The organism is Hoeflea sp. AS60, assembly GCF_038900115.1.
Lineage (GTDB): Bacteria > Pseudomonadota > Alphaproteobacteria > Rhizobiales > Rhizobiaceae > Hoeflea.
This window is the reverse complement of record NZ_JBBMQP010000002.1, coordinates 1,157,454-1,170,496: the sequence shown is the minus strand read 5'-3', so window position 1 is coordinate 1,170,496 and position 13,043 is coordinate 1,157,454. Positions and strand designations below refer to the sequence as shown.

At 60.2% G+C, this 13,043-nt stretch carries 16 protein-coding genes; 12 read left to right on the top strand and 4 right to left on the bottom strand.

The genetic code is table 11. The features are described 5' to 3' along the window. Nucleotides 1-145 precede the first annotated feature (145 nt). A complete protein-coding gene (locus WNZ14_RS15950; protein WP_342869611.1) occupies nt 146-1,804 on the top strand; it encodes an acyl-CoA dehydrogenase family protein in 1,659 nt (552 codons plus the stop codon). On the opposite strand, the gene WNZ14_RS15945 is transcribed toward WNZ14_RS15950, so the two are convergent. After that, nucleotides 1,786-2,736 (bottom strand): AEC family transporter, encoded by a 951-nt coding sequence (locus tag WNZ14_RS15945; protein WP_342869610.1) that lies wholly within the window; start codon nt 2,734-2,736, stop codon nt 1,786-1,788. The two genes, WNZ14_RS15950 and WNZ14_RS15945, sit on opposite strands and share 19 nt — an antisense overlap. Before the next feature lie 161 nt (nt 2,737-2,897). Between WNZ14_RS15945 and WNZ14_RS15940 the strand changes: the two genes are divergently transcribed. Together WNZ14_RS15940 and WNZ14_RS15935 are read left to right on the top strand one after the other, a co-directional pair. After that, nucleotides 2,898-3,488 (top strand): hypothetical protein, encoded by a 591-nt coding sequence (locus tag WNZ14_RS15940; RefSeq protein ID WP_342869609.1) that lies wholly within the window; start codon nt 2,898-2,900, stop codon nt 3,486-3,488. After that, on the top strand, nt 3,485-3,835 hold the full coding sequence (locus tag WNZ14_RS15935) for a DUF6105 family protein (RefSeq protein WP_342869608.1): 351 nt from the start codon (nt 3,485-3,487) through the stop codon (nt 3,833-3,835). The genes WNZ14_RS15940 and WNZ14_RS15935 overlap by 4 nt, the downstream gene beginning before the upstream one ends. Here the strand turns inward: WNZ14_RS15935 and ruvX are convergent. Continuing rightward, complete coding sequence (gene ruvX / locus WNZ14_RS15930; protein ID WP_342869607.1) at nt 3,821-4,315, bottom strand: Holliday junction resolvase RuvX; 495 nt, start codon at nt 4,313-4,315, stop codon at nt 3,821-3,823. The two genes, WNZ14_RS15935 and ruvX, sit on opposite strands and share 15 nt — an antisense overlap. 90 nt (nt 4,316-4,405) lie before the next feature. Between ruvX and WNZ14_RS15925 the strand changes: the two genes are divergently transcribed. The 4 genes from WNZ14_RS15925 (at nt 4,406) to WNZ14_RS15910 (ending at nt 7,905) form a co-directional block, all read left to right on the top strand. After that, nucleotides 4,406-5,113 carry a metal-dependent hydrolase gene (locus WNZ14_RS15925; RefSeq protein WP_342869606.1) on the top strand — a complete coding sequence of 236 codons (708 nt, stop codon included), beginning with the start codon at nt 4,406-4,408 and terminating at the stop codon, nt 5,111-5,113. Nucleotides 5,114-5,222: 109 nt separating this feature from the next. Beyond that, a complete protein-coding gene (gene gatC, locus WNZ14_RS15920; protein ID WP_342869605.1) occupies nt 5,223-5,510 on the top strand; it encodes an Asp-tRNA(Asn)/Glu-tRNA(Gln) amidotransferase subunit GatC in 288 nt (95 codons plus the stop codon). 159 nt (nt 5,511-5,669) lie between these two features. Next, entirely contained in the window at nt 5,670-7,151 is a 1,482-nt protein-coding gene (gene gatA, locus WNZ14_RS15915; protein WP_342869604.1) for an Asp-tRNA(Asn)/Glu-tRNA(Gln) amidotransferase subunit GatA, read from the top strand. A gap of 220 nt (nt 7,152-7,371) precedes the next feature. Beyond that, entirely contained in the window at nt 7,372-7,905 is a 534-nt protein-coding gene (locus WNZ14_RS15910) for a GNAT family N-acetyltransferase (protein ID WP_342869603.1), read from the top strand. Between the two features lie 139 nt (nt 7,906-8,044). On the opposite strand, the gene WNZ14_RS15905 is transcribed toward WNZ14_RS15910, so the two are convergent. Continuing rightward, a complete protein-coding gene (locus WNZ14_RS15905) occupies nt 8,045-8,329 on the bottom strand; it encodes a DUF6455 family protein (protein WP_342869602.1) in 285 nt (94 codons plus the stop codon). 188 nt (nt 8,330-8,517) lie between these two features. On the opposite strand from WNZ14_RS15905, the gene gatB reads away from it, so the two are divergent. From gatB to WNZ14_RS15880, 5 genes are all read left to right on the top strand, one after another. Continuing rightward, nucleotides 8,518-10,020: an Asp-tRNA(Asn)/Glu-tRNA(Gln) amidotransferase subunit GatB gene (gene gatB, locus WNZ14_RS15900; protein ID WP_342869601.1), complete on the top strand. Its 1,503-nt coding sequence runs from the start codon at nt 8,518-8,520 to the stop codon at nt 10,018-10,020. A 10-nt stretch (nt 10,021-10,030) separates the two neighbouring features. Further along, nucleotides 10,031-10,528, top strand: a complete 498-nt coding sequence (locus WNZ14_RS15895; protein ID WP_342869600.1) for a GNAT family N-acetyltransferase — start codon at nt 10,031-10,033, stop codon at nt 10,526-10,528. Between the two features lie 241 nt (nt 10,529-10,769). Further along, nucleotides 10,770-11,234 (top strand): GNAT family N-acetyltransferase, encoded by a 465-nt coding sequence (locus WNZ14_RS15890; protein WP_342869599.1) that lies wholly within the window; start codon nt 10,770-10,772, stop codon nt 11,232-11,234. A 102-nt stretch (nt 11,235-11,336) separates the two neighbouring features. Then, complete coding sequence (locus WNZ14_RS15885; protein ID WP_342869598.1) at nt 11,337-11,735, top strand: NADH:ubiquinone oxidoreductase subunit NDUFA12; 399 nt, start codon at nt 11,337-11,339, stop codon at nt 11,733-11,735. 130 nt (nt 11,736-11,865) lie between these two features. Beyond that, entirely contained in the window at nt 11,866-12,297 is a 432-nt protein-coding gene (locus WNZ14_RS15880; protein WP_342869597.1) for a DUF2155 domain-containing protein, read from the top strand. Nucleotides 12,298-12,311: 14 nt separating this feature from the next. On the opposite strand, the gene WNZ14_RS15875 is transcribed toward WNZ14_RS15880, so the two are convergent. Continuing rightward, nucleotides 12,312-13,016, bottom strand: a complete 705-nt coding sequence (locus WNZ14_RS15875; protein WP_342869596.1) for a DUF930 domain-containing protein — start codon at nt 13,014-13,016, stop codon at nt 12,312-12,314. Nucleotides 13,017-13,043 lie beyond the last annotated feature (27 nt).

Genomic DNA, 13,043 nt, shown 5'->3' with positions numbered 1-13,043 from the left:
CGGCGTCCTTTGCGCTTTCAAATATGAATGCGCGGCGCTGTAGTGCGGTCTATAGAAAGGTTCTGTGGCAGGGGCAAGCATACCGGAGCCTGAAATGCGCGATGTCCCCATGCAAAACCGCGCGAATCCCTGTAAGCGAGGACCGATGAGCCCGATCCAAGCCTTTGGCCCCCAGGCCGACAATCAAAGCCCGCCTTTTTCCGGGCACAATGCCTATCGTTCCGATCCGCTGCTGAAGGACATCGCCGCTGACATGCCGCGCGCGCTTCGCATCGATTTTGAAACGGTGGGCAAATTCGTGGCCTCGGCCGAAGCGCAGGATCTGGCCCGCATTGCCAATCGCGCCATACCTGAGCTCAGAACCCATGACGGTTTCGGCAACCGCATCGACCAGGTCGATTTTCATCCGAGCTGGCATGCGCTGATGCGCCGGGGCGTAGCAACCGGCTTGCAGGGGTCGGTCTGGGAAGGCCGGCGCGAAGAGGCCGGCTACGCCCATCAGGCCCGCGCCATAAGGTTCTTTCTCACCGCAGGTCTCGAGTGCGGCCATCTGTGCCCGCTGACCATGACCAACGCCTCGATTGCCGCCATCATGGCCTCGCCACGCATCGAAAAGGCCTGGGCGCCGCAGGTGGTGTCGCGGCGCTACGATTCGAGCCACCGCCCGGCGATGCAGAAATCCGGCGTGACCATCGGAATGGGCATGACCGAGAAACAGGGCGGCACCGATGTGCGCGCCAACCAGAGCGTTGCGACACGTGCCGGCGAGGGTGTTTACCGCCTTTCCGGTCACAAATGGTTCCTGTCGGCACCGATGTCTGACGCCTTCGTCATGCTGGCCCAGACCGGCACCGACACAAGCGGCGATTTGAGCTGCTTTCTGGTGCCGCGCATTCTCGAGGATGGAAACCTCAACGGTCTGCGTCTGCAGCGGTTGAAAGACAAGATTGGCAACCGCTCCAACGCATCATCCGAAGTCGAGTTCAGCGACACATTCGGCTTTCTGCTCGGCGGAGAAGGCGAGGGGGTGCGCACCATTCTGGATATGGTGACGTTGACGCGGCTTGATTGTGCCCTGGCTTCGGCCGGCATGATGCGTGCGAGCCTTGCCGAAGCCGTGCATCACTGCCGCCATCGGCGCGTCTTTGGGCAATTGCTGATCGATCAGCCGCTAATGGTTCGCGTGCTCGCCGATCTGGCGCTCGATATTGCTGCCGCGACTGCGCTGTCGATGCGTCTGGCACGTGCCTTTGACAACGCGCGCGAAAACCCGACCGAAGCCGCAATTGCCAGGCTGCTAACTCCGGTGGTCAAATACTGGGTCTGCAAGATCGCCCCATCCGTCATCTATGAAGTGATGGAATGCATGGGCGGCAATGGCTATGTCGAGGAGCGTGCCGTGGCCCGGCACTATCGCGAGGCGCCGGTCAACGCGATCTGGGAAGGCTCCGGAAATGTCATGGCGCTCGATGTCTTGAGAGTGCTGACCCGCGGCCGTGACCTTTGCGATGTGGCGCTTGAAAGCATCAATCGGGACCTTGGCGCCGCCGGGCCGCGCACCGTCGATGTGCTGCGTGCCTGCATGGCGGTTGCCGAAAGCGATGAAGGGGCTGCCAGGCTCTTGACCGAACAGCTTGCATTGGCCGCCGCAGCAGCGGAACTGACCCGTCTGGGAGCCGGCCATGTTGCCGAAGCTTTTGTCGAGACCCGACTTGGCGGGTCATGGCGCTCGACCTATGGCATGCTCGATGCGAGATTTGATGCGCGACAGATTGTCGATATGCTCTATCCGCCGGCTGCCTGAGCGCTCACAACCAGCCCGGCGGCCCACATCACGGCCGGAATTGTCAGGAAAGATGCAACCGTCTGCACCGTGGTGATGGCGGCATAGAGCGGCGCATCGCCACCCATCTGGCGCGCCAGCAGGTAGCCGTTCATCGCTGTCGGAACAGCCGCGCAGAGAGCCAGGATCATCACCGTCTCGCCGCTCAATCCAAATCCGACCGCCACCCCGACCATGATGACCGGAAAGACGATCAGCTTGAGCGCGACGGGCGTCAGCACAGATGGTCCCGGACGAAGCGCGTCGGTGATTTTCAGACCGGCTCCGACCATCAGCAGCCCCAGTCCAAGCGATGCCCGCGCGATCAGGTCAACAGCTTCGGCAACCGGTTCATAGAGACCGAAGGGCAGGGCATTGACGACAAGACCGGCCATGCATCCCAGGATCAGCGGATTGCCGATGATGCGCTTGGCGAGCGTGCGCATGCTGCGCGCGCCGGTTCCGTACCAGATCAGCATCGTGACGTTGATCAGGTTGAGCGGAATGATGATGACAGCCATGACCAGGGCAACGAGTGCGAGCCCGGTTGGACCCGACAGTTTCTCCGCGATTGCGAGCGCTATGAACGCATTCCAGCGCGAGGATGTCTGAAACAGCGATGTGTAGCTCGCATCCGACATTCCCCTCGCGCGGGCCAGCGGGTGAAGGACGACAAGAAGCACGGTCATCACGGCGACCGCCAGCAGCGAGACCAGCGAAACGGTGCCCAGTTCAAGTCCGGCAAAATCAGCCTTGGCCAGGGTCAGGAACAACAAGGCCGGGAAGAACAGGTAGTAGCCCAGCGTTTCCAGACCCGGCCAGACGCTCTGGTCGATGACCCGGGCGCGGCGCAGGACCACACCAAGGAGCACGATCAGGAAAATCGGCAGGATGCTTTCGAAAATGGGGATCATGGGTGTCGCCGGATGAAGTGTGCCTCCTCATAAGCGGCTCGGAAGCGTTGGGCAATGGCGGCTGTTAACCTTAATGGAAGGTTAACGTTGCGTGGGCAGGCTGCCACCGTCATGCTGTCCCTTGAGATTAACCACATCCCACGAGCTTCGACGGATCCGTGATGATATCAAGCCGCCTGTATTACGCCTCCATGATGCTGTTCTGGGTATGCTACCTGTCGCTCCTGGCGCTGGTTGTGACCTACGCACCGCAGGGCGGTGTCAGTCTGGCCGGATTGACCCTGTTCGCAGATGCCGGGCTGGTTGATACGGCTGTTGCCGCGATGCACTCCATCGGTCTGTCCCCGGTCGGGCAAAGCGTCGTGTTCGGGCTTCTCGGCGGGTTCAGCGCCGGTTCTGCCGGTTTGCTTCTGTTCGCGATGATATTCTACGTCTTTGGCCAGGAACGGGAACAACACGAGGCGCGTCCTTTGGCGCAAGGGGCAGTGGCTTGCACGGCGCTGGCCGCAATGCTGACAACTCTGGTGTTCTTTGCCGGCGGTCAGGCGGGCGCGCTGCTGGCGCTGGAATTCGGCGCCCTGGGTGGTCTCTTTCTCACCGTCATGTCCCTTGGCCAATCGCGGATCGAGCCCGATGTGGTCGCCGATATGGGGGCGGGCGAGCTTGAACAGGTCATTGCTGATCATGCTGCCAATCATGCGGCCTTCAGCGCGCAGATGGCGTCTCTCTCCAGACATGGAATTCGACCATGAAGGTGTTTCTCGTCCTCTGGATCGTCCCCATTATCCTGCTTGGCAGCTGGTATGGCCTGTCCTACTACGACATCAATTTCGGCTACAGGATCCTGAGCCGCGACCTGCACGATCTGGTTTTCACAATCTACGGAAATCTGCTCGGCATTCCGCCCGAATCAATCCCGCCGCTGGTGCTGAAGGCGATCATCTTCGACACGTTTCTGGTCGTCGGTTTTATCGTGATCAAACGCCGTCGCAAGCAAATCTGGGCGGCTGTTCGCAAGATGCTTGGATGGACTGAAAAGCACGAAGACGAGATGCGGACATCCAACAGCGCCGACGCCGAGTATTCACGAATCTCCTGATACAGCTTTCTGGGCGCGCAGGCCGGTCAACCGGTCGAGCGCACCCTGCAGGATGAAGCTGGCAGCGGCCGAATCGATCCGCTCCTTGCGCTTCTTTCGCGATACATCCATTTCGATCAACGCGCGTTCTGCAGCCACAGTCGACAGTCTCTCGTCCCAGAATACGAATGGCAGATCGGTCTTTTGCCCCATGTTACGGACAAAGGCGCGCGTGGCCTGGACGCGAGGCCCTTCGCTGCCGTCCATGTTGACCGGCAGTCCGATCACCGCCGCCCCGGCCTTGTTCTGCTCAAGCGCTGCAATCAGGGCAATCGCGTCGAGGGTGAACTTCTTGCGCTTGATCATCGACCGCGGCGAGGCAAGCCTGAGCGACAGGTCCGAAACCGCCAGTCCGATGGTCTCCGTGCCCAGGTCGATGCCGGCGATTGTCTGTCCGGGCTTGATCTGTTCGACCAGCTCTTCGATGGTGATAGCCGCCATTTTTCGCTCTCCGCCTTTGCGCCACAGCCTCAGCCGCGCTAGATGGTGGCTTTAGCGAACAAATTCGACAAATGCGAGGGAGTGCAATCCATGAAGATAACCTGGCTAGGCCATGCGGCGTTCCGGCTCGAAACCGCCAAATCGACGATCCTGATCGATCCTTTCTTCACCGGCAATCCGGGCTTTGAAGGCAATGACCGCAAGGATGCAGTCAAGGATGTCACCCACATCCTGCTCACACACGGCCATGCAGACCACATCGGCGACACTGCCGCGATCGCAAAAGAGACTGGCGCGGTCGTGGTTTGCAACTACGATCTTGGCATGTGGCTCGGCCGCCATCAGAGTGTTGAGCGGCTCGATATGGGCAACACCGGAGGCACCATCACGCTTGACGGCTTCTCTGCCACCTTCGTCAACGCATTCCACTCCTCGGCCCAGATCACCACAGACGGCGTGTCGCATTCGCTGGGCAGTGCCAACGGCCTGATGCTGCATTTTGACGACGAGCCCGGGCTCCTGCACATGGGCGACACCGATATTTTCTCTGACATGGCGCTGATCAACGAGCTGCATCGCCCGGAGATCGGCATTGTCCCCATAGGTGACCGCTTCACCATGGGCGGCGCGGTGGCAGCCCTTGCCTGCCGACGGTACTTCTCCTTCGCCAAGGTCTTGCCTTGCCACTACGGCACGTTCCCGATCCTCGATCAGACACCGGACGCGTTCCTGGAAGCCATGGAAGACGACGCCAAGAACGTCGCCGCCCCCAAATCCGGTGAAAGTGTTGTGGTCTGACGCAGCCATTCGCAACCCGCAAGCCGACAAATCCGTGCCCCGCAGTTGCGCGCGTCCCCGCTCGCCGCTATAGCGGGGCCACCTGTTCACACCACCCGATGAGGACCCGATGTCCGTAGATCTTGCCACCGTCAAACGCGTTGCGCACCTTGCCCGCATTGCGGTCACCGACGAGGAAGCCGCCCGCATGGAAGGCGAACTCAATACGATCCTGGGGTTCGTCGAGCAGCTGTCCGAAGTCAACGTCGATGGCATTGAGCCGATGACCTCTGTCAGCCCGATGGCGATGAAAAAGCGTCATGACGTGGTCAGCGACGGCGCCAAGGCCGATGACATCGTCGCCAACGCACCTGAAACGACCGATAATTTCTTTCTCGTCCCGAAGGTCGTCGAGTAGGACGATGGCTGTTTCGGTCGCCATAGAAGCGCCGTACCCGGCTGGGGGCCTCGTTGCCGCCGACCGGCTTTCAGAACACCTTGGCTGCACCGAATGTGGTGCAGTCCTCGATTATCCTGTTTCCGGCTATTTCCGGTTCCTTGAAAAGAAGTTGTCCGCATGACCGACCTGATCCGCCTGACCATCGCCGAAGCCCGTGACCAGATGGGCAAGGGAGCGCTCTCAAGCGTCGAGCTGACCGATGCCTATCTGACTGCTATCGATGCCGCCAACCCGGCGATCAACGCCTATGTGAAAATCACCGCTGACAAGGCGCGCGAGATGGCGAAAGCTTCCGACGCCCGCCGCGCTGGCGGCACAGCCGGTGCACTTGAGGGCATCCCGCTCGGCGTCAAGGATCTCTACGCCACCGAGGGTGTGCACACCCAGGCCTGTTCCCACGTGCTCGACGGCTTCGAGCCGCGTTACGAATCGACTGTCACGGCCAATCTCTGGGCCGATGGCGCTGTGATGCTCGGCAAGCTCAACATGGACGAGTTCGCCATGGGCTCGTCCAACGAGACATCTTATTATGGCGCTGTGATCAACCCCTGGCGCGCCGAAGGCTCCAATGCAAACCTCGTTCCTGGTGGTTCATCGGGTGGCTCGGCAGCCGCTGTTGCAGCACTTCTGTGCGCCGGCGCCACGGCGACCGATACCGGCGGCTCCATCCGCCAGCCGGCCGCATTCACCGGCACGGTCGGCATCAAGCCCACCTATGGCCGTTGCTCGCGCTGGGGCATTGCAGCCTTCGCCTCATCGCTCGATCAGGCCGGCCCGATTGCCCGCGACGTGCGCGATGCGGCTATCCTGCTCAAGTCGATGGCCTCGGTTGACGCCAAGGACACCACCTCCGTGGACATGCCGGTGCCTGATTACGAAGCGGCACTCGGCGGTTCGGTCAAGGGCCTGAAAATCGGCATCCCTCGTGAATATCGCATCGAGGGCATGCCTGAAGAGATCGAAGCGCTGTGGCAGAAGGGCATTGCCTGGCTCAAGGATGCCGGCGCCGAAATCGTCGACATTGAGCTGCCGCACACCAAATACGCGCTGCCCGCCTATTACATCGTAGCCCCCGCCGAAGCCTCGTCCAACCTGGCCCGCTATGACGGTGTCCGCTACGGCCTGCGCGTGCCCGGCAAGGACATTGCCGACATGTACGAGAAGACCCGTGCCGAAGGTTTCGGCCAGGAAGTCAAACGCCGCATCATGATCGGCACCTATGTGCTCTCCGCCGGCTATTACGACGCCTATTACCTGCGTGCCCAGAAGGTTCGCACCCTGATCAAGCGCGATTTCGAGCTGGCCTTCGAGGCCGGCGTCGACGCCATCCTGACGCCAGCAACCCCGTCCTCGGCCTTTGCCATCGGTGACGAGAGCCTGGCGAGCGATCCGGTCAAGATGTACATGCAGGACGTCTTCACCGTCACCGTCAACATGGCCGGCCTTCCTGGAATTTCAGTTCCTGCGGGCCTTGACCCGAAGGGTCTGCCGCTCGGTCTGCAGCTGATCGGCCGTCCGTTCGAAGAGGAAACCCTGTTCAAGACCGCCCACGTTATCGAGCAGGCGGCAGGCCGGTTCGAGCCCAAGCAGTGGTGGTAGGATCGCCTCAACGATAGCGGCAACAAGATAACGGCGCCAGTGGGCGCCGTTTTTGCATTTTCATGGTTGAGATCTTCTGAGGCCAGCCAGCCCTTCATGGGCTCCGTGGCCTGTGAAAATGGTGCGAAACACCGTGGGGCTTGATGAATTGGCTGATTCCGGCGAAAGTCATGACAATTGGCTCGCGTCTCAGGGGGCATGAAATCACGGAGCGGTAAAAATGCTTGCTATCCGGCCTGCCACTTCCGCCGAAGCTCAGGACCTCGCCAAGATCGGTCTGGCAGCCTGGGAGAAGGCCATCCGCGTCTGGGGCGAGGATGCGGAACGCCTTCGCGCAAACGCCGAACAGGCCTACTTTGATTTCTGCACAAAAGGCTGGCCCGATATTCTGGTCGCCGAATGGGATGGAGTCGTGGCCGGCTGGGGGGCGTGCGAAAAAGCCGATGACTTCGTCACTGATCTCTGGGTGCTGCCGGAATACCAGGGCAGGGGCATCGGCACGGCACTCCTGGACAAGATAGAATCCGGCATCAGGGAACGCGGTTACTCAACCGCAAGGCTTGACACTCATGCCCGCAACAGCGGCGCTATCCGGCTCTACAAAAGGTTGGGCTACCGCGTCAAAACCTATTTTGTCGCGTACTCCGAGCCGCTGGATGAAGACATCGACAAGGTGGAAATGGTCAAGGAATTCGAGCCTGGCAGCGAACCTGTTGATCCGGGAACAGGCGAATACGGCCTTTACAGCATGTGACTGCCATCGCTGCCGCACCGGGTGCGTTATTCGAAGCCGGGGCCAGCTGTCACCGGACAAAAAAAGACCCGGATGCGGAGTGTCCGATCCGGGTTCTTAAGTCGGGCAAAGATGACTTTGCCTTGAGGGAGATGTAAAATCAGGCTGCGGGTTGCGTCTTCGTTTCCGCGGTGTTGAGCACCCGCTCGAAAAGGTCATGGTTGCGACAAAAGGATGGAGCTTCGTCGGGCTGGGTTTCGTGCGACAGCCATTGCTGGCAGGAATCAGGCCGGTCGCAGGTCAGGCAGCGATTGGCAGCCCGGCGCAGCACGCCGGCGTGATCGGGCAGTTTCCAGATTTCGTCAGCGACGCCCAGCTTGTGCATCATGGCATCCATCAGGTCCGCCTGTTTCGTCAACCGTTTGAAAATATCAAGTACGCTCATGGCCTGTGCTCCTCTTCGATGTTGCGACAAGAATTCCATGAGCACCGTATGGCAGCATTGATCTTGATCAAACTTTTTGCACTTGGTTTCGCAGCAGTTGCAGCCCTCAATGCCCGGAAAGCCTTGCAGTCGAGCCGGCTTTGTTCTACCCGACAGGGAGCTGATCCTTCTAAGATAATGAGCCTGCAATGACCCTCGTCGATACACGCACCCCTGATCCGAAACGTCTGGTTCCCGGCGCCACTGGCGATTGGGAGATCATTGTCGGTCTGGAAGTCCACGCCCAGGTGACCAGCAATTCGAAGCTGTTTTCCGGCTCGTCGACCGAATTCGGCAAGGCACCCAATTCCAACGTCAGCCTGGTTGATGCCGCCATGCCCGGCATGCTGCCGGTCATCAACGAGGAGTGCGTGTCCCAGGCAGTGCGCACCGGTCTTGGCCTGAAGGCGCAGATCAACAATCGTTCGGTTTTCGATCGCAAGAACTACTTCTACCCCGATCTGCCGCAGGGCTATCAGATCTCCCAGTTCAAGGATCCGATTGTCGGCGAAGGCACGATCATCATCTCTGTCGGACCGGACCGCCAGGGTCAGTTCGAAGACATCGAGATCGGTATTGAGCGGCTTCACCTTGAGCAGGACGCCGGCAAGTCGATGCACGACCAGCATCCGTCGATGTCCTATGTCGATCTCAACCGCTCCGGCGTGGCGCTGATGGAAATCGTCTCCAAGCCCGACATGCGCTCGGCTGACGAGGCCAAGGCCTATGTCACCAAGCTCAGATCGATCCTGCGCTATCTCGGCACCTGCGACGGCAACATGGACGAAGGTTCGATGCGCGCCGACGTCAACGTGTCTGTTCGCAAGCCAGGCGGCGAGTTCGGCACCCGTTGCGAGATCAAGAATGTCAACTCGATCCGCTTTGTCGGCCAGGCCATCGACTACGAGGCACGCCGCCAGATCGCCATCATCGAGGATGGTGGCAGCATCGACCAGGAAACCCGCCTGTTTGATCCCGGCAAGGGTGAGACCCGCTCCATGCGCTCGAAGGAAGACGCGCATGATTACCGCTATTTCCCCGATCCCGATCTTCTGCCTCTCGAATTCAGTCAGGCCTTTGTCGATGCGTTGAAGGCAGACCTGCCGGAATTGCCGGACGACAAGAAGGCGCGGCTGGTACGCGACATGGGCCTGAGCGTCTACGACGCCTCGATCCTCGTGTCTGAAAAAGCCATTGCCGACTACTTCGAGGAAGTGGCAGCCGGCCGCGATGGCAAGATGGCGGCAAACTGGGTCATCAACGACCTCCTGGGTGCGTTGAACAAATCCGGCAAAGGCATTGAAGAGACTCCGCTTTCCCCCGCCCAGCTCGGCGGTGTGATCGACCTGATCAAGAACGGCACGATTTCCGGCAAGATTGCCAAGGACCTGTTCGAGATTATCTGGGAAGAGGGTGGCGATCCGGCCGATGTCGTAGAAAAGCGTGGCATGAAGCAGGTCACCGACACCGGCGCCATCGAAAAGGCTGTCGACGAGGTGATCGCCGCCAACCCGGATCAGGTGGCCAAGGCCCAGGCCAAGCCGGCGCTTGCCGGCTGGTTCGTCGGCCAGGTGATGAAGGCAACCGGCGGTAAGGCCAATCCGGCTGCGGTTCAGGAACTGGTCAAGGCCAAGCTCGGCATCGTGGAGTAACCCGCGCATCATGTTCTTCGTCAGATCCGCCTCATCCAAAGACATTGCAGCCATCCGCGAGGTTCTGGCTCAGACCTGGCACGCCACCTATGCGCCGTTTTACGGCGCGGCGAAGGTCGAGGAGATCATTGCCGATTGGCATTCGGAAGCTGCGGTGAAAGCAGCTCTTGCCCGCCCGGACGGCGAATTTCTGGTGGCCGATGATGGCAATCAGATCGGCGGAGTGGCCTTTGCCAGTCATGCCACAGGCACGCATGTGGTCTCCCTGCATCAGCTCTATGTCCGGCCCGAATGCCAGGGCCTGGGGATCGGGCGGGATCTGTTTGCCGAAATCGAGACCTGTTTCCCCGGCGCTCAAAGCCTGACGCTTGAAGTTGATCCCGGCAACGAGCCGGCGATCGCATTTTATCAGGCGCACGGCATGAAAGAGACCGGCCGTACAGACAATTGCGGCAAGAGCCAGTCGGGTATCCCCGCTCTGATCATGACAAAATCGCTTGCCGGGTGAGGTGAAGTCCGGATCAGTTCGGCTCTATCTCCTAGCCCCTGTCATTCCTGAAGCGTTTTCCCGTGTAACAGTATGGCCCTTGGATGGTGCATCAAGATGGTTTCCTGCACGTTTGCCGAACGACACGTTGGCCAAGCTGTGCTAGTTCGCCACCGATCAGGGGCCTGACGCGAGCTGCGGCGCGCGGCGCTTATTGTAAGCGGGATCCCCAACGGCACGAAGATGGCGGTTAGGTGAGTGCATGACAAACAACGTGGAAATTCGCACGGCTGCTAGGGGTGATGTGCAAGCCATCGCGGCTATGTTCGCCCAGGATACTCTTGGCGGACACGGCGACAGCGCAGATCCTGCCGATCTGCCGGCCTATCTCGCTGCATTCGACGCAATTGCAGATAGTCCCAATGACAGCCTTTTCGTGGCCGTCCGCAATGGCGAGGTGGTGGGCACCTTTCAGACCACGCTGATCACGTCGCTGACCGGCAAGGGCAGCACAAGCCTGACCATCGAGGCGGTCCACACCCGCAGCGACATGCGCGGGCATGGAATTGGCCAGGCAATGGTCAACCATGCGATTGATGAGGGCAGGGCCAGTGGCGTGCGTCTGGTGCAGTTGACCTCAAACGCCACTCGCCGTGACGCTCACCGGTTTTACGAACGTCTCGGCTTCAGCCAGAGCCATCTCGGCTTCAAGATGAAATTGCGCTGACCAACAGCTGGCCGACACTGGACAATGCCGTCCGAGCGGGCCATAAGGCGACATGTGACGCGGCTGCAATATGGCCGCCAGGTCCACGGACGAGAGGCTTTCATGAAGGCGCTACTTCTTCAGATATTCACCTGGTGGAACGGACAAACCCTGGGGACCCGGTTTCATACCTGGCGCCATGGCAAGCGGGTTGGCGAGGATGCGGGCGGCAACATCTATTATGAAGGTGGTTCCGACTCCGAAGGCCGCACCCGCCGCTGGGTGATATTCAATGGTCCTTCTGAACCGTCGGCGATTCCCCCCGGTTGGCACGGCTGGATGCATCATCGTACCGACGTCTCGCCAGCTGCAGAAACCTATGTGGCAAAACCCTGGGAACTGGCGCACGAAGCCAACATGACCGGCACCGGGCGCGCATACCACCCCAAGGGTTCGATCCTCAATCAGGGCGCGCGTCCCCATGTGACCGGCGATTATGACGCCTGGACACCGAAATCCTGATCTCCAGCCAGTTCTTGGCGCAGCCATGCCACATTTCATGGTTAACGCTTCATTGACGGCGGTGGGTTAATCTCCCGGCCGATGACATGCCGGGAACGGCCCTGATCGGGCATTGTGACGAGTGAAGCGAATGATTTTCCAACTCAACAATCTTGCAAGAAGCGCAGGCGCGGTTGTCTTTGCCGCTCTGGCCGTGTTCGGAGCAGCTGCTCCGGCCAATGCCGCGCGCATTGAAAACCCGGTCGCGGTGTTTTCTGGCATCGACAAGATCACCGGGCGAATCACCACATTCGATGTTTATGTCGGAGAGACCGTGCAATTCGGTGCGTTGCAGGTAACGCCGCGTGTTTGCTACAGCCGCGACGAGACAGAGCCGCCGAAGACTGACACGTTTGTCGAGGTCGACGAGATCACGCTCGATCGCAAGATCCGACGCCTGTTCACCGGCTGGATGTTCGCTGATTCCCCCGGACTGAATGCAGTTGACCATGCCGTCTATGACGTCTGGCTGAAAGACTGCAAGCAGGAGTCCGACGTTCCTGCGCCGGAAAAAACCAACTGATCTGCATCTGATGTTCAATCGCTGCCTGAGGGCAGACTGATCTCCTGCCAGCGCGAGCGTGGAATCGCACCGTCGAGCGCGAACGAGAAGGCGATGACGCCCGTCCGGTCAGGCTGAACCCTGCAACGATAGCGCAAAGTGAGCCAGTCCGGTCGGCTGCGAAGCGCTGCACCTTCAGCAATCACCAGATCTTCCTGCATCAGTATGTCGGCCGTCGCATAGGCGACGACAAAGTCCGGATGCAGGCTTTCCTGCTGCCGTGCAGCTTGCTCCATGGCCTCGAGATTGCAAATCTGGACGGCTTTCTCGTCACCTGCGAGCTGACCCAGCCCCTGGCGCGCCTGGGCATTTCGTGGTTCGGCCAGGACTGAAGCTGAAAACAAGCGCGTAACAGTCCGCAATTCGGTTGTGACGGGGACCTGATCACGCGGCGGGGAGGGCAGTACGTCGGCGCTTTTCTGCGGGGCAGGAATGGCCAGCACCGCCGGATAGATCAGCTTGTCTTGGGGTGGTGATTCGACCACTGGCGAACTCCGCGCGACTGCGGGCTGTGTGGATTGAACAACGACTTCGACAGAGACGCTGTCCATCTGTTCGGGCACCAACCTGCGTGCGGTGGGCGTAAGCAGCAACAGCACGATCATGAGCGCATGGAGCCCAAACGCAAAAGCCAGGCTCCGACGAAAGCTCCAGGCCGTTGGCTGTCGTTGAGCAGGCATAAAAATGGATCCGCGAGGCAATGCCTG